General features: G+C 59.8%; 13 protein-coding genes and 1 pseudogene. 9 read left to right on the top strand and 5 right to left on the bottom strand.

Annotated elements, in window-relative coordinates; translation table 11 throughout:
• Positions 1-42: 42 nt before the first annotated feature.
• The 3 genes from V6M90_RS19660 to V6M90_RS19650 are packed head-to-tail and all read right to left on the bottom strand — an operon-like array spanning position 43 to position 3,565.
• Entirely contained in the window at positions 43-804 is a 762-nt protein-coding gene (locus V6M90_RS19660; RefSeq protein WP_332846985.1) for an EboA domain-containing protein, read from the bottom strand.
• Positions 801-1,685, bottom strand: a complete 885-nt coding sequence (locus tag V6M90_RS19655; RefSeq protein ID WP_078824657.1) for a UbiA family prenyltransferase — start codon at positions 1,683-1,685, stop codon at positions 801-803. The genes V6M90_RS19660 and V6M90_RS19655 overlap by 4 nt, the downstream gene beginning before the upstream one ends.
• Complete coding sequence (locus tag V6M90_RS19650; protein ID WP_332846984.1) at positions 1,682-3,565, bottom strand: 3-dehydroquinate synthase; 1,884 nt, start codon at positions 3,563-3,565, stop codon at positions 1,682-1,684. The genes V6M90_RS19655 and V6M90_RS19650 overlap by 4 nt, the downstream gene beginning before the upstream one ends.
• 340 nt (positions 3,566-3,905) lie before the next feature.
• Between V6M90_RS19650 and V6M90_RS19645 the strand changes: the two genes are divergently transcribed.
• From V6M90_RS19645 to V6M90_RS19620, 6 genes and pseudogenes are all read left to right on the top strand, one after another.
• Entirely contained in the window at positions 3,906-4,301 is a 396-nt protein-coding gene (locus tag V6M90_RS19645) for a VOC family protein (RefSeq protein WP_141064712.1), read from the top strand.
• A gap of 356 nt (positions 4,302-4,657) precedes the next feature.
• On the top strand, positions 4,658-6,025 hold the full coding sequence (locus tag V6M90_RS19640) for an epoxide hydrolase family protein (RefSeq protein WP_141064713.1): 1,368 nt from the start codon (positions 4,658-4,660) through the stop codon (positions 6,023-6,025).
• Between the two features lie 62 nt (positions 6,026-6,087).
• On the top strand, positions 6,088-7,161 hold the full coding sequence (locus V6M90_RS19635) for an alpha/beta fold hydrolase (protein WP_332846983.1): 1,074 nt from the start codon (positions 6,088-6,090) through the stop codon (positions 7,159-7,161).
• A gap of 24 nt (positions 7,162-7,185) precedes the next feature.
• Entirely contained in the window at positions 7,186-7,695 is a 510-nt protein-coding gene (locus tag V6M90_RS19630) for a cytochrome P460 family protein (protein WP_141064715.1), read from the top strand.
• A gap of 24 nt (positions 7,696-7,719) precedes the next feature.
• Positions 7,720-8,496, top strand: a complete 777-nt coding sequence (locus V6M90_RS19625) for an alpha/beta fold hydrolase (RefSeq protein WP_003173956.1) — start codon at positions 7,720-7,722, stop codon at positions 8,494-8,496.
• Positions 8,497-8,540: 44 nt separating this feature from the next.
• Positions 8,541-8,798, top strand: a pseudogene (locus V6M90_RS19620) (aldehyde dehydrogenase family protein); the annotation flags it as partial.
• Positions 8,799-9,037: 239 nt separating this feature from the next.
• Here V6M90_RS19620 and V6M90_RS19615 read toward each other — a convergent pair.
• Both V6M90_RS19615 and V6M90_RS19610 read right to left on the bottom strand, forming a co-directional pair.
• A complete protein-coding gene (locus V6M90_RS19615) occupies positions 9,038-10,249 on the bottom strand; it encodes a cytochrome c biogenesis protein DipZ (RefSeq protein ID WP_332846981.1) in 1,212 nt (403 codons plus the stop codon).
• Positions 10,250-10,279: 30 nt separating this feature from the next.
• Positions 10,280-10,540: a DUF2790 domain-containing protein gene (locus tag V6M90_RS19610; protein ID WP_332846980.1), complete on the bottom strand. Its 261-nt coding sequence runs from the start codon at positions 10,538-10,540 to the stop codon at positions 10,280-10,282.
• Positions 10,541-10,844: 304 nt separating this feature from the next.
• On the opposite strand from V6M90_RS19610, the gene V6M90_RS19605 reads away from it, so the two are divergent.
• Genes V6M90_RS19605 through V6M90_RS19595 form a run of 3 tightly spaced genes read left to right on the top strand, consistent with a single transcriptional unit; the run spans position 10,845 to position 13,333 of the window.
• Positions 10,845-11,585, top strand: coding sequence for a response regulator (locus V6M90_RS19605; RefSeq protein ID WP_032897330.1), 741 nt, complete (start codon positions 10,845-10,847; stop codon positions 11,583-11,585).
• Positions 11,582-12,889, top strand: a complete 1,308-nt coding sequence (locus tag V6M90_RS19600) for an ATP-binding protein (RefSeq protein ID WP_003173950.1) — start codon at positions 11,582-11,584, stop codon at positions 12,887-12,889. The genes V6M90_RS19605 and V6M90_RS19600 overlap by 4 nt, the downstream gene beginning before the upstream one ends.
• Before the next feature lie 12 nt (positions 12,890-12,901).
• Positions 12,902-13,333: a DUF1810 domain-containing protein gene (locus tag V6M90_RS19595; RefSeq protein ID WP_332846979.1), complete on the top strand. Its 432-nt coding sequence runs from the start codon at positions 12,902-12,904 to the stop codon at positions 13,331-13,333.
• Positions 13,334-14,692: the final 1,359 nt, after the last annotated feature.

Below are 14,692 nucleotides of genomic sequence, written 5' to 3'. Positions count from 1 at the left end.
TTGATTGGGTGCTACAGAATTCGTTGCCTGACCTGGAAGGATTCAGGTGCCGGCGGGAAAATGTTCGAGCCAGTGCCGGGGCAACCGTCCCTGCTGGTATAAGTTGCGCAGGCGCTGTCGCTGGGCCTGGCTCAATAGGTCGAAGGCGATGACCTGGGGCAAGCCGTGGGAAACCTCACGCTCGGCGGCCAGCTGTTCTTCCATAAGATCCAGGGCCAGTTGGTTGAGGTCGACGCTGCGACGCTCCGCCAGGCCGTGGATGCGGCGGCTGTCCAGGCCCATGCCCAGGGTCTTGAGCACCAGTTGATGGAAGGTCCTGTCCTGGTAGTGACGCGCGGCAAAGGGGTTGTCCAAGGCGATGGCGGCGAACACGTCGCGGTTGTTGGTGCGCCCGGCCTGGAGCGCCAGGTCGAGGCTGGCACCCTGGCTGTCGAGGTCATCCAGGGCGTTGAGCAGGGCAGCCTTTTCCTGGTCGTCGCCCCACAGAAACAGCTGGCGTAGCAAAGCCAGTTGATCGGTGTCGGCCTGCTGCTCCAGCAACTGGGCCAGGAGCAGCGCCCGGGCCAGTTGGAGGCCGTTGCCGTCCGGGCCGGCGGTCACGGGGCCGAGGCGGCGCCGGCACTGGCTGCTGAGCAGTATCAGTGTATTGGCCGAAGGCTCCCGGGCCAGTTGCTCCCGGGCTTCTTGCCACCAGCGGCGGCTTTCGTCGTCCAGTTGCCGGTCCAGCCGTTGCTGGCGCTCGGCGAAGGCTGCATGACGAATGGTCAGCGCAGTCTGCGCGAGAGAGAAGGCATCCATGCTCATGTCGGCTTGATCCAGCGTTGAAGGTGGGGAAGCAGAAAGAACACCAGCACACACAGCAGGCTGCCCAGGGGCTGGTTGGCCAGGGCCAGCACCAGCGCATCGAACAACGGCAGGGCGGCCAGCCCGGCACCGATGAAAGCGCGGATCTGCCGTTGCTGCGGGTTGGCCAGGTGGCGTTGGTAATGCCAGCCCAGCCAGCCCAGCCACAGCAGCATGACCAGCCAGAACACGCTGTTATCGGCGTAGGCGGCCAGGAGCAGGGGGCTGAGCATGAGCAGCAGCGGCAGGCGACTGAGCAACTGGTTGCGATGTTCCAGCCGGGCCAGGTAGGTCAACCCGGCGATGTAGGTGCCCAGCAGCGCAGCGCACAGCCACAGCGGCTGGGGCGGCATCGCCAGGCTGGCGGCGGCGGTCAGGTACAGGGCCGAGCGGCAGCCGCCCATCAACCAAACGCTGTGCGGGTATTTCTTATGCAGCAGGTTGTAGCCGAGGATGAACAACAGCAGCAAACCGGCGCTGGCCAGCATCCAATGGGGCTGGGCGATCAACCGGCTCAGGCCGAAGATCGCCAGCGCCGCCAGCAGTAACAGGGCCGCGGTGGCCAGGCTGACCTGGGTGCGGCTGACCAGGCCCAGGACGATCGGCCGAGGGTTGTGATGCTGCTGGTCCCAGTCGGCATCCAGCAGGTCGTTGAGCAACATGCCCGCCAGGTACAGCGCCGAGAGCGCCACCAGCAGCAAGCTCCAGACCAGTGGCGTGGGCGGCGCCAGGGTACTGGCGCTGCTGACCAGCAAGGCGGCGGCCAGGGCGTTGGTCCACACGGTCGGCAGGTTGGACACCCGCCCCAAGGTGAGCCAGGTGGTCAGCGACGAGTGAGTCATTGCGCGCACCCCGCGCCCCAGGCGAAATCCGGCCCGCCGAACGCCGACAGGCGCGACAGGGCCTGCTCCATCAGCAGCATGTCGATGTGATGTACATCCACCGACTGGCCCAGGCGGCAGAGCATCGGGATCGACAATTGCCCCCCCAGGTGCTGGCGGAACTCTTCCAGGCCGAGCAGGATCGGCGAGCGCCCCTGTGCATCGCGCAGGCTCAGTTCCGGCGGGCACAGGTTAAAGCCGAGTTTGTCCAGCAGTTGCAGCAGGCGTTGGCAGTCGGCGTCCGACAACAGGCCGCTGGCGTTGGCATACAGCGCATCCAGGGCCATGCCCACGGCCACCGCTTCACCGTGGCGCAAGCGGTGCTGGCTGAGGTTTTCCAGCTTGTGGGCCGCCCAGTGTCCGTAGTCCAGGGGCCGACCATTGCCGCGCTCGAACGGGTCGCCAGCACCGGTGATATGGTCCAGGTGCAACTGCGCGCAGCGGTGGATGGCGTAGCGGCTGGCACTGTGCTCGAAACCGGCCAGGGCCTCGGCCTGCAGCTCCATCCACTGGAAGAAGGCCGCGTCCTTGATCACTGCGACTTTCACTGCCTCGGCCAGGCCGGCGATCTGATCTCGCTGGGAAAGGCTGAGCAGCAACTGGAAGTCATTGATCACCGCCGTGGCCGGGTAGAAGGCCCCCAACAGGTTCTTCTGGGCAAAGGCGTTGATGCCATTCTTCACGCCGATGCCGGCATCGTTCTGCGCCAGCACGGTGGACGGGATGCGGATCAGGCGCATGCCCCGGTGGAAGGTGGCGCAGGCGTAGCCCACCGCATCCAGTACCGCGCCGCCGCCCAGGGCCAGCACATAGCAGTGGCGATCCAGGCCGTGTTGCAGCATGTGCGCATACAGATGCTGGAGCACGTCCGGGGTTTTGCTCAACTCACCGGCCGGCACCGCGATCGGCGCGGCTTGCAGATGCAGGTCGGCCGCATGGGCGCTGAAATAGCTGTTGATCTGCTGCGGCAACTGCGGCGAACACAGCAGCAATTGTTCATCGACAAACACCAGCACCGTGATCGGTCCGGGCCCCTGCCGAGTCAGTTGCTGGTACAGGCAGGGGTTGTCCGCCTGGAAAATGTGGTCGGTGAACAGCACTGGGTAGTGGTAGCTCACCTCGAAGCGGCCTTGCAGAGGTTGATCCGTGTCGAGAGTTGGTTGCGCCAGGCGCTGTTTGAAAAGGCTGCGGGCGCCCAGGAACAGCCCGGGCAGCACCATGCTGGCCAGAATGGTTGCCAGCAGCGCGTGCTGCTCCACCAGCAGGCTGCCTATCGCGGCGTAGGCCAGGGCCAGGCCGGCGTTGGCCAGGGTGGTGACCAGCAGGAACTGGCGCAGTGGATAGCCTTGCATGCCGGCTGCCAGCACCGAGGTTTCCGCCAGCACCGGCACGCCACGCAGGCACACCAGCGAAAGCGTGCTGAGGCGATAGGCCAGTTGCCCGGGTTGCCAGCTTCTGAGTCCCAGCCAATTGGACAGCAGGCGAAAGTAGCCGGCCCCAAGCCAGTAGCCGAGGCTGGCTCCCAGGCACAGTCCGATGAGGATCACCAGATAACCGCCAATGGCGCCCAGGGCCGCCACGGCCAGCAAGGCCACGAGGCTGGAAGGCACGGGCAGCAGCACATCCAGGGCCAGTAGCGTTACCAGCAGCACGGCCAGGCTCAGGCGTTGTACCGGGTCGGTGGGGAGGAGGGCGCTCAGGTGATTCAGCAGCTGTTGGATCTGCTGTTCAAACAACAGAAAGCTGGCAACAACCAGGATCGAAAACACTGATAACGAAAGCCAGTAGTTTTCGGCCGCACCCTTGAGTGAAAAAACTCTAGGCAACACGCTACGCTTCATCAAGCATCCCTCTTGATTGATATGACTGAATTCCGTGTCAGTGTCAGTTGGGTACGATGTAAGGGCGTCTGGTTATTGAATTCCTCGACGAGGTTTATGGGATTTCTGGCCGCTGAAGGGCACTCGGGTGGCCAGTAGCTATCAACTTAGTCAAAGCCGGGGATTTTGCAAGGAAGGGGAGCCTACAGAATTTGGAAAACGTCCTGCGCTAAGGTTTACCGTAGAGGTGTGAGTTTGGCGTTTTACGGCGTGCGGCTCCGCCGCCGGATATCGTCCAGGCAGACTGCGATATAAGATGCATGCCGGGCTAGTCGGCCTGGCAATTGGCAGGAGTCATGAAATGCAGCTAGCCAACTATCTGTTCTTCACCACGCAGTGCGAGGCTGCGCTTACATTCTATGCAGAATGTGGCCTTGGTCGGGTAACAACGCTGATGCGCCATGGAGATCACGGCATTCCAATCGCAAGCGAAGCGATGAAGGGCAAGGTAATGCATGCCCGCTTCGAAGGGCCCGGCGTTCTATTCTTCGCCTCGGACAATCACGATGCTGAGCCAATGAGAGGCTCATCCCACATGCTCATCATGGACAATCGCGACAGCACCGACAGTTTGTTTACGAAACTCGCTGTCGGCGCAAAGGTAACCACGCCCGTCGCGATGCAACCGTGGGGGAGCTACTATGGCAAGCTCACCGATCGGTACGGGGTTCAATGGATGCTTGACTGCGAAGTCTAGATTCTTCAGTACGTTGTCGCTGCATGATGGTGGTGGCGGTATTTGTAAGGGGCGGCTGACATGGTCGCGCAGAAAATGACGGAGTGATACGTCCCAGAAAAGCCAATGCCCCGACAAGTCGGGGCATTGGCTTTCTAATGAGCGAGTGGTCGGTTTGTATCGTTTTGTATCTGCGCTTTGGATAGATACACAGCGATTCTTTTAAGTCGGTTGATGACACATACGGGATACCCGCGGGGATTTAAATGAACCCATCGAGAAGGCGCAAACCTTCTCCAATGGATGACTCATTTAACTCGCGGCTATCTCTGCGCGTTTCGCGACGTTGTCGACCAATGACTTATAGGAAATTCAAAATGCCTGCAGCTACGTTCGGTTTCACCTGGCGCCATTGTCTGGCTTCTTCCGTGAGAATGGGCGTTTTGGGGTTGGCCCTGATAGCCAGCAGCGGTGGTGCCTGGGCTGCTGGCCCGGCCGCCGATGCGTCAGTTGCCAGCTCGGCCTCGACCAATCCCGAATCGATTCGACCTTATCGAATTCACGTCGATGAGGCTCAATTGTCCGATCTGAAAAAGCGCATTGCGGCGACCCGCTGGCCGGACAAAGAGACCGTCAATGACGTTTCCCAAGGCGTGCAGTTGGCCCAGGTCCAGGCGCTGATGAAGTATTGGAGCAGCGGCTATGACTGGCGCAAGGCCGAAGCAAAGCTCAATGCGCTGCCTGAATTCATCACGACTATCGACGGCGTCGATATTCAATTCATCCATGTTCGCTCGCGAAACCCCAACGCGATGCCGCTGCTTTTGACACACGGTTGGCCTGGCTCACAGTTTGAGTTCCTGAAGACTATCGGCCCGCTGACGGATCCCGTTGCTTACGGCGGTAAGGTTGAAGATTCGTTCGACGTGATCATTCCATCGATTCCGGGACACGGTTTTTCCGGTAAGCCAACTGAATTGGGCTGGGGGCCGGATCGAGTCGCGAAGGCTTGGGATGTGCTCATCAAGCGTCTGGGTTATACCCACTATGTTTCCCAGGGCGGAGATCACGGTTCGGTCATATCCGATGCATTGGGCCGCCTGAATCCGCCGGGGTTGTTGGGCATTCACTTGAACATGCCGGCCACCATCCCGCCCGAATTGGTCAAACCGATCAATAGTGGTGACCCGGCCCCTGTCGGGCTCACTGAGCCTGAACGCAAGGCGTTTGATTCCTTGAGCACCTTCTTCGGCCGCAATGCAGCATACGGCGCGATGATGGTTACGCGCCCGCAAACTATCGGTTACCTGCTGGCCGATTCGCCTACCGGTACTGCGGCGTGGATGTACGAAAAAATCGCCGCGTGGACGGACAGTGATGGTCAGCCTGAACGGGTATTGACCCGTGACGAGATGCTGGACGATATCAGCCTGTACTGGCTGACGAACGCAGGCGCATCGTCATCGCGTTTCTACTGGGAAAACAACAACAACAATTTCAGCGCTGCCGCGCAGAACACCGCAAGCATCAAGGTGCCGGTGGCGATCACGGTCTTCCCGCACGAGATCTATCAGGCGCCAAAAAGCTGGGCGCAACGCGCTTACCCATCACTTTCCTACTACAGCCAGGTTAACAAGGGCGGCCACTTCGCTTCCTGGGAGCAACCTCAATTGTTCAGCGAAGAGTTGCGGGAGGCCTTCCGGCCGCTGCGCGCCAAACTGAGCGCAACGAAGACAGCCCAGTAGCTCACACGCAATCCAGTCAACACACCGGGCCGCTATTCGGCGGCTCGCTACGGAGAAACACCATGGAGATCACCTTGCTGACCAATCAAAATAAATCCAGCCGCCTGCGGGGTCTTGCCCCATCGCTGTTGGCAGCAGCGGTGCTGCAATTCGCAGCGGTTGCTTTAGGTTTTTCCCAAGCCAGCGCGGCTGATGTACCCGCGTCCACCCTTGGGGCTATCACGCCGGGAGCTCACACCTCTCTCGGTGCTCTTAAGCATGTGAAAGCGGGGCTGCTGGACGTTTCTTACGCGGAACTCGGCCCAGCCGATGGCCCTGTGGTCATTTTGTTGCACGGCTGGCCCTACGATATCAATGCATACGCTGATGTCGCTCCTGCTTTGGCGGACAAGGGATATCGAGTGTTGATCCCTTCTGCGCGTGGTTATGGCGATACGCATTTTCTCTCGGCCAAGGCAGTTCGCAATGGTCAACCTGCTGCGCTGGCGACCGACCTGATCGACTTCATGGACGCGCTGAAGATCAAGACGGCGGTGCTGGGTGGGTTTGACTGGGGCGCCCGCACTGCAGATATCGTTGCCGCACTGTGGCCGGAAAGAGTGAAAGCCCTGGTCGCTGTGAGCGGTTACCTGATAGGCAGCCAAGAGGCGGGCAAGGCGCCATTGCCGCCAGCCGCCGAACTGCAGTGGTGGTACCAGTTCTACTTCGCGACCGAGCGCGGGCGCCTGGGCTACGAGAAAAACACCCATGACTTCGCCAAGCTCATCTGGAAGCTGGCGTCGCCACAGTGGAATTTCGACGACGCCACTTATGAGCGCAGCGCGGCGTCCTTGCAAAACCCTGATCACGTGGCCGTGTCGATTTTCAACTATCGCTGGCGCCTGGGGTTGGTCAAGGGCGAGGCCAGATACGACGCGCTGGAGAAGAAACTCGCGGCATTTCCATTCATCAGCGTGCCCACCATCACCCTGGAAGGTGATGCGAACGGCGCACCGCACCCACCTGCCGAAGCGTACGCCAAACGCTTCACTGGCAAGTATGAGTACCGATTGATCACCGGTGGTGTAGGTCACAACTTGCCGCAGGAAGCGCCGAAAGCCTTCGCCCAGGCGGTGATCGACGCCGATCATCTTTGAAAACCGGCTGAAAGGATGGCGATGATGAAGCTGAAATTTCTTGCCGCGATGTCGGCTGCCATTGCAATCGCGACGTTGACCGCTACCGGTGTTGCCTCGGGCGACGCCAGTACTGGGGACGCCTCACCGATCTATGGCGTGAAATTGCCTGAAAACTACCGCCTATGGCCGCTGATTGCGCCGGCGCAGGAAGCAGCACCCCTGAATGAACTGCGAGCCGTGCTGGGCAATGACTCGGCCATCAAGGCTTATCAGGACTCAACGCTGCCATTCCCCGATGGCACGGTGCTGGTAAAGCTGGCCTGGAAACAGGTGCAGTCCCCGGAATTCGAGCCGGCGTCCATCCCGGGGCCTGCCACGACCGTGCAGGTGATGGTCAAGGACTCGAAAAGATATGCAGCAACCGGTGGCTGGGGATTCGGGCGGTTTATCAACGGTAAACCGGCCGATGAAGCCCAACACGAAACCTGCTTCGCCTGTCACCAGGCGCGAGTGCGTAATCACGACTTTGTCTTCACTCGCTTCGCTCCCTGATTCCCGTCAAACCCGGAGTTAACAATGAAAAAGGTATTAACCGCATTGGCCGTTGCCGTCAGCCTGAGCATGGCGACACACGCCTGGTCGCAAACTGAAAAACCCACGATTGTGCTCGTACATGGCGCCTTTGCCGATGCGTCGAGTTGGAATGGCGTCGTGAAGATTCTCGAGAAGGACGGTTACCCGGTGGTTGCCGCTGCCAACCCATTGCGCGGTGTAAAGAGCGATGGTTCGGCAATCTCGGCATTGCTGACGAGCATTCATTCGCCGGTGGTGTTGGTCGGCCATTCCTATGGCGGCAACGTTATCAGTGATGCGGCCAACGATCATGTCAACGTCAAAGCCCTGGTTTACGTCAGTGCGTTTGCACCAGAGGCCGGGGAAACCGTCGCCGGTCTGGCCGGCAAATTCCCGGGCAGCACGCTGGGCCCAACGCTGGCTGCGCCTGTACCGCTGGCCGATGGGGGCAAGGACTTGTACATCCAGCAGGACAAATTTCACAACCAGTTCGCCGCTGACGTCCCCGCGAAAGAGGCGGCATTGATGGCCGCCACCCAACGCCCGGTAACGGAAGCGGCGCTCAACGAAGCGTCCGGCAGCCCCGCCTGGAAGCATATTCCGTCCTGGTACATCTACGGCGACCAGGACAAAAACATTCCCCCGCAAGCCATGGCATTCATGGCCAAGCGCGCCGCTGCCAAAGCCGTGGAAGTGGTCAAGGGCGCTTCACATGTCGTGATGGTTTCGAACCCGGAACCGGTTGCCCGCCTAATCGAAAAAGCCGCCACGGCGAAGTAACACGCCAAGGGCGAAGCGGCGTTAGTCGCTACGCTTGGCAGTCATTTACCAATGCGGCGCAGGTGTTGAAACACTTCGACCTGAGTCGCTTGGTCGGTGACGCTACGGAGGTGATGGAGCCGGTCGGAGTCGCGGCGCTGTTTGCCCCCTGGAACAGCACCGCCGGGACAATATGCAGCAAACTGGCATCGGCCATTGCGGCTGGCTGTGCCTCGGTCATCAAACCGAGCGAGTTGAGCCCCTTGCAGACCATCGTGCTCGCCCAAGCATCCGCCGCGGGCAGGCGCAAGGCGCGACGTTGATTATTGGCGGGGAGGGCAGACCGACCTCGCCAGAGCTGCTGGCGCCGTTCGGCGTGGTAAAGCAGTCCGGTGTCGGCCGGGAGTTTGGAGTCTTGGGGCTGGAAGCATTTCTTGAGGCCAAAAGCATCGTGTCAGATTAGCCTGGGGTTGGCGGGAGAGGGTGGTCGCGCAACCCAGGCCGCAGGAGAAAAAGCTAATGGCCCACAGCACGTTGCCTGTGGGCCATGGGTTTTCAAGGGTTACGCGGCTGGAGCTTTCGCCTCCTGCAGCAGTTGCTGAATCATCTTTTCCTGCGTCTCGTAGCGACCTTCTCCGAAGTGGGTGAAGCGCACTTGCCCTTTGGCGTCGATCAGGTAGTGCGCGGGCCAGTACTGGTTATCGAAGTTGCGCCAGATCGCGTAGTTGTTGTCGATGGCCACCGGGTAAGTGATGCCGAGCTTTTTCACCTCATCCTTCACATTATCGATGATGCGTTCAAAGCCGTATTCCGGGGTGTGGACGCCGATTACCACCAAACCATCCTTCTCGTACTTCTGCGCCCAGTCCTTCACATACGGCAGGGTGTGCTGGCAATTGATGCAGTCGTAAGTCCAGAAATCGACGAGCACCACTTTGCCTCTGAGCGACTCACTGGTCAGCGCGGGCGAATTGAGCCATTCCACCGCGCCGGACAGCGACGGCATCGGGCCTTGGGCGTTGTCGAGGGTGGGTTCGGCCTTGGCCTTGCTTACCAGGTATTCGACGACTTTGGGGACGCTTTGCAGCACGCCTTTTTCCAGCACGCTGACGCCTTCGGACGACGCCCCGGCCAACAGCGTCTTGTCGGCACCGGTAGAAATCACCAGCGCTGCGGCCAGGACCGCAAAACCGGTGACGCGCCGCAGCCAACCAGTGACCGGAATCGAGGCCTTCAGGCGATTGACTAAACCGCGTCCGGCAAAAATCAGCGTACCCAACGACAGTGCACTGCCCAGACCATAGGCTGCCAGCAGCAGGCTGGTTTGCGCATTGGCGCCTTGCAGCATGGCGCCGGTAAGGATCACCCCGAGGATAGGCCCGGCGCACGGCGCCCAGAGCAGGCCGGTGGCGACGCCGATCATCAGCGAACCCAGCGGCCCGGACATTTTGCGCGTCTCGGGGTCGAGGCGATTGCCCAGTAACACGAACGGGCTGGCCAGCCAGCCACTGATTCGCGCCGAGATCAGCGACAAGGCAAACAGCGCCATCACCACCAGTGCCACATGACGCCCGGTGTTGTTGGCCTGAATCACCCACTCACTGCTGACCACGGCCAGACTGGAAATCAGCGCGAAGGTCAGGACCATGCCGCCAAGGGTAAGCAGGATCGATGAGCGTGTACGGTCGATACCGGCGAACAGAAATGGCACGACCGGCAGGATACAAGGACTGAGGACGGTCAATAAGCCGCCCAGGAATGCGATGAGGAACATAAGGGTCACCTGATGAAATGTGGGCCGAACTCAGTTATCGCTGTGGCAATCGGCAAATTTGCGGTAGTTCAGGATCTCGGTCTTGCCCTGCGAATTCAGGTAGGTCAGTTGAGCATCGACAATGCCGCAGGAAACCCCGGCATCCTGTGTCAATGCCACCACTTTCTGGATGTCCAGGTGCGTGCCGAAGGCGTAGGTTTGCGGCGTGACGTCGGCTTCGGCGCGGGCCGAGAAGGTGCAGATATTCAGGGCGGCAAACAGGCAAGTGGCATAGAGGGTATTGGTGTTCATGGTCGTTTTCTCATGGCTTCAATGGTTGGGTCGTTCAGTTGAGCCGAGGCGCTTGGGTTGGCCTCGATGTGGCTCATTAGAAGCCCGCGAGGTATCTCGTCTGTGTCAAAAACAGGCGCGGAGAAATCGGTTCGTATCAGGACCCCGTCCCGATACACAGCCATACAAAACCCCGGAAATTGTTGTTTTTGCCTCTGCATGTATCCTTCGCCACAGCAGATACACTGCAATACAAACCGCCGCGGGCGAACGGGCTCAGTCTCTATAGACTGAGCCGCAATTCCCATTGACAGAGGCTTGGCCCATGGAACACGTTGATCACATCCTCATCGTGGACGATGACCGTGAGATTCGAGAGATGGTAGGCAACTACCTGAAGAAGAACGGCCTGCGCACTACCGTGGTTGCGGATGGCCGCCAGATGCGCTCGTTTCTCGAGGCCACGCCGGTGGACCTGATCGTGCTGGACATCATGATGCCCGGCGACGATGGCCTGGTGCTCTGCCGCGACATTCGCGCCGGTAAACACAAGGCCACGCCGGTGCTGATGCTGACCGCCCGCAACGACGAAACCGATCGCATCATCGGCTTGGAAATGGGCGCCGACGACTACCTGGTCAAGCCGTTCGCCGCCCGTGAATTGCTGGCGCGCATCAACGCTGTGCTGCGCCGCACGCGCATGCTGCCGCCCAACCTGGTCGTTACCGAAACCGGAAGGTTGCTGGGGTTCGGGCGCTGGCGCCTGGACACCTCCGCCCGCCATCTGCTTGATGAAGACGGTACCATGGTCGCCCTCAGCGGCGCTGAATATCGCCTGCTGCGGGTGTTCCTCGACCATCCGCAACGGGTACTCAATCGCGACCAGTTGCTCAACCTGACCCAGGGCCGTGACGCCGACCTGTTCGACCGTTCCATTGATCTGCTGGTCAGCCGCCTGCGCCAACGCCTGCTTGACGATGCCCGCGAACCGGCTTACATCAAAACCGTGCGCAGCGAAGGGTATGTCTTCTCGCTGCCGGTGCAAGTGCTTGGAGCACCGGCATGAAGCCTTCGCTGCATTGGCCTCGTACCCTCGTCTCGCGGTTGTCGCTGATCTTTCTGGTAGGGCTGACCCTGGCGCAGGCCTTGTCCTTCGGCGCGCAGTATTACGAGCGTTACGAAACCGCGAAAAACACCATGCTTGGCAATCTGGAGACCGATGTGTCGACGTCCATTGCCATCCTTGACCGCTTGCCCGCCGAGGAACGCATGAGTTGGTTGAAACAACTGGATCGACGCAATTACCGCTATTTGCTCCATGAAGGCTCGCCAGGCGCCGCCCTGCGTGACACGCCGATTGCAGTGACCTCGATCAAGGAGGCCATCGGCAAGGATTACCCGATGACCGTGACAGACATTCCCGGGCCTATCAAACACTTCCAGGTCCATCTGAAACTGGCCGACGGCAGCCCAGTGACCATCGACGTGCGCCCCTCAATGGTGCCGTTGTCGCCGTGGCTGCCGGTGGTTTTGCTGGGCCAGCTGGCCTTGATGATTCTGTGCGCGTGGCTGGCCGTGCGCATTGCCATACGCCCGCTGACCCGCCTGGCCCAGGCCGTGGAAAACCTCGATCCCAATACTCACCCGGTGCATCTGGATGAACAAGGCCCGACCGAAGTCGCACACGCTGCCATCGCCTTCAACGCCATGCAGGCGCGCATTGCGGCCTATCTGAAAGAGCGCATGCAACTGCTGGCGGCGATTTCCCACGACCTGCAAACCCCGATCACGCGCATGAAGCTGCGTGCCGAATTGATGGACGACTGCGGCGACAAAGACAAATTGTGGAATGACCTCGGCGAGATGGAGCATCTGGTGCGTGAAGGCGTTGCCTATGCCCGCAGCGTGCATGGTGCCACCGAGGAAAGCCGCCGTACCGATCTTGATTCATTCCTCGACAGCCTCGTGTTCGACTACCAGGACATGGGCAAGGACGTGCAGCTCAGCGGCAAAAGCAACGCAGTGATTCACACGCGGCCCCACGCGCTGCGCCGAGTGCTGGTAAACCTCACGGATAACGCGCTCAAATTCGCCGGTGCAGCGCAGCTGCGGGTCGAGCCGAAGGACGGCGACAGCCTCTCGGTGACCGTGATGGATCGTGGTCCCGGCATCGCCGAAGAGGAGCTGGCCCGTGTGATTGAGCCATTTTACCGCGTGGAAAATTCGCGCAACCGCAGCACCGGCGGCACGGGCCTGGGCCTGGCTATCGCCCAGCAACTGGCACAAGCCCTCGGCGGCTCCCTGACCTTGAGAAATCGCGAAGGCGGCGGACTGTGCGCTGAACTGAGATTACCGACGCGCTTATCGTAGGAGGAGCGAATCATGCAGGATACGTTCAATCTGTCCCGTTTCGTCGAGGCTCAGCGCCCGGTGTTCAGTCGAGTCATGGACGAGCTGCGCGCGGGCCGCAAGACGAGCCATTGGATGTGGTTCGTCTTTCCGCAATTGCAGGGGCTGGGTCGCTCCGATATGGCCGGACGCTTCGCGATTTCCGGCCTTGCCGAGGCTCGTGCCTATCTCCAACATGAGTTGCTGGGGCCACGACTGGAGGCGTGCGTCGCGGCCGTTTTGCAGCACCGAGGGGTGAGTGCCGAGCGGATATTCGGCTTGCCCGATGACCTGAAATTTCGCTCCTGTCTTACGCTGTTCAAGAGTGTCCCGTCCGGCCCCGCGGTGTATCAGCAGGCGCTCGAGCAGTTTTATTCGGGTGAGCCGGACCGCAAGACACTGCTCTTGCTTGAGCAATCGGCGTGAGTGCTAAACCCTGAAAGGATCCTTACTGCTCGCCAGGACTCAACTTTCCTTATCAATTGCTGACGTTGATGTGTATCTGGAGCGGCTCAAGGAGGAGGGTGGTGAGTTGCGCCAGCTGCAGATGTACTCATTTGCAAGCCACCACCTGAAGGCGCGCGCTCAAGGCTCGCTGCGTACGTCTTTATCCTGCGCTTCCATGACGAGCCGTGCGGTCTCGGGCAGCACCATCCGCGCCGTGACCCGTTAGTGTGCCGCTCTGCGAACGGCAGCCACAGCAGCCTCAAAATCGGCAATCAGTCTTGCATCCTGTAGATGCATGGTGAGGAATGACCAAGTCGGCCATCTGTGACTGATCTGCATAGGCGATCGAACTGGATATCACTCCTTTTGTGGCGCATCACTGATGATCCATTTGATTGCAGATCCTTACAGAAACATCAGGGGGCGAGTGACAGGGTTCCTTCAGAATATCATATTTAACAGAGCAGGTCGTTTCGCTGGGTGTTGCGTTTCAGTTCATACCTTTGACACCCGCTTTTCCTAGGCCTGTGAGTTTAATTCGTCGCCTCCAATGAAAAAGCTATGTTGCTAGTCTTAGTCCGCACCCTGTTGCAAATAATTTGTTACACATTGAGCGATCCAATCAAGCCGGAGATCTGTTTTTCACCTTTGAAGCAAACTCAATTAAGCTCAGCAGCAAAATTGAAAGAGACGCCAAAAAATGGAATTTCCTGGGTTAACTCGGCAGTTGCTAATTGACCCTGAGCTTTGGAGTATGACTCGATCAGGTGCACGGGCTGGTCGGGGTTTTCGGTATCAAGACGCAGTAACCGCTTGGCTTGCCTCATTGGCGTGGAGTGGCGAAGCCACTTGGACGCGGCTCATTCCGGAAGGGGTCGACGACCTTACCTTGCACGGACCTGAGCTTGAGTTTAGAGCCCAGCTCAAGGCCAGGCATGATCCTCAGGGTGTCTTCTCCCAATCTGAGACGGCAAAACACCTTGCCAAAAGCGCTAAGGATCTCCCGCTCGACTGGCGTGAATCCAATCGGGTGAGACTAGCACTGGTGCTAGAGCGACCGCTTGAGGGTATTCAACCTACAGGTTGGATCGTAACGCTTGCGGAAAGTGGCCAAGATCTGACGAAATTCGGAAAGCTTTTGGCAGAGGCATTAGGGCAACCCGAGAGTGGTATCGTCGAGGCTTTACTAGCACGCACCCACTTGGTGATTGAGCCCGACCCGCTAGATCGTGGCTGCACTGCTCTCTCCAGTACATCACTATGTTGCCGCTGACCGAAAACTGACCCAGTAAAGGCTGTTCCGCCGACTGAAAACTGACCCAGGTGTTCAACTGCTTC

Source organism: Pseudomonas lactucae, from assembly GCF_036688725.1.
GTDB lineage: Bacteria > Pseudomonadota > Gammaproteobacteria > Pseudomonadales > Pseudomonadaceae > Aquipseudomonas > Aquipseudomonas lactucae.
The sequence above is the reverse complement of the archived record's forward strand: the minus strand, read 5'-3'. Positions and strand labels throughout refer to the sequence as shown.

Bases quoted from the DNA above. Each gene is read 5' to 3' on its own strand.
- V6M90_RS19660 (WP_332846985.1), bottom strand. From the start codon at position 804: ATGAGCATGGATGCCTTCTCTCTCGCGCAGACTGCGCTGACCATTCGT.
- V6M90_RS19655 (WP_078824657.1), bottom strand. From the start codon at position 1,685: ATGACTCACTCGTCGCTGACCACCTGGCTCACCTTGGGGCGGGTGTCC.
- V6M90_RS19650 (WP_332846984.1), bottom strand. From the start codon at position 3,565: ATGAAGCGTAGCGTGTTGCCTAGAGTTTTTTCACTCAAGGGTGCGGCC.
- V6M90_RS19645 (WP_141064712.1), top strand. From the start codon at position 3,906: ATGCAGCTAGCCAACTATCTGTTCTTCACCACGCAGTGCGAGGCTGCG.
- V6M90_RS19640 (WP_141064713.1), top strand. From the start codon at position 4,658: ATGCCTGCAGCTACGTTCGGTTTCACCTGGCGCCATTGTCTGGCTTCT.
- V6M90_RS19635 (WP_332846983.1), top strand. From the start codon at position 6,088: ATGGAGATCACCTTGCTGACCAATCAAAATAAATCCAGCCGCCTGCGG.
- V6M90_RS19630 (WP_141064715.1), top strand. From the start codon at position 7,186: ATGAAGCTGAAATTTCTTGCCGCGATGTCGGCTGCCATTGCAATCGCG.
- V6M90_RS19625 (WP_003173956.1), top strand. From the start codon at position 7,720: ATGAAAAAGGTATTAACCGCATTGGCCGTTGCCGTCAGCCTGAGCATG.
- V6M90_RS19615 (WP_332846981.1), bottom strand. From the start codon at position 10,249: ATGTTCCTCATCGCATTCCTGGGCGGCTTATTGACCGTCCTCAGTCCT.
- V6M90_RS19610 (WP_332846980.1), bottom strand. From the start codon at position 10,540: ATGAACACCAATACCCTCTATGCCACTTGCCTGTTTGCCGCCCTGAAT.
- V6M90_RS19605 (WP_032897330.1), top strand. From the start codon at position 10,845: ATGGAACACGTTGATCACATCCTCATCGTGGACGATGACCGTGAGATT.
- V6M90_RS19600 (WP_003173950.1), top strand. From the start codon at position 11,582: ATGAAGCCTTCGCTGCATTGGCCTCGTACCCTCGTCTCGCGGTTGTCG.
- V6M90_RS19595 (WP_332846979.1), top strand. From the start codon at position 12,902: ATGCAGGATACGTTCAATCTGTCCCGTTTCGTCGAGGCTCAGCGCCCG.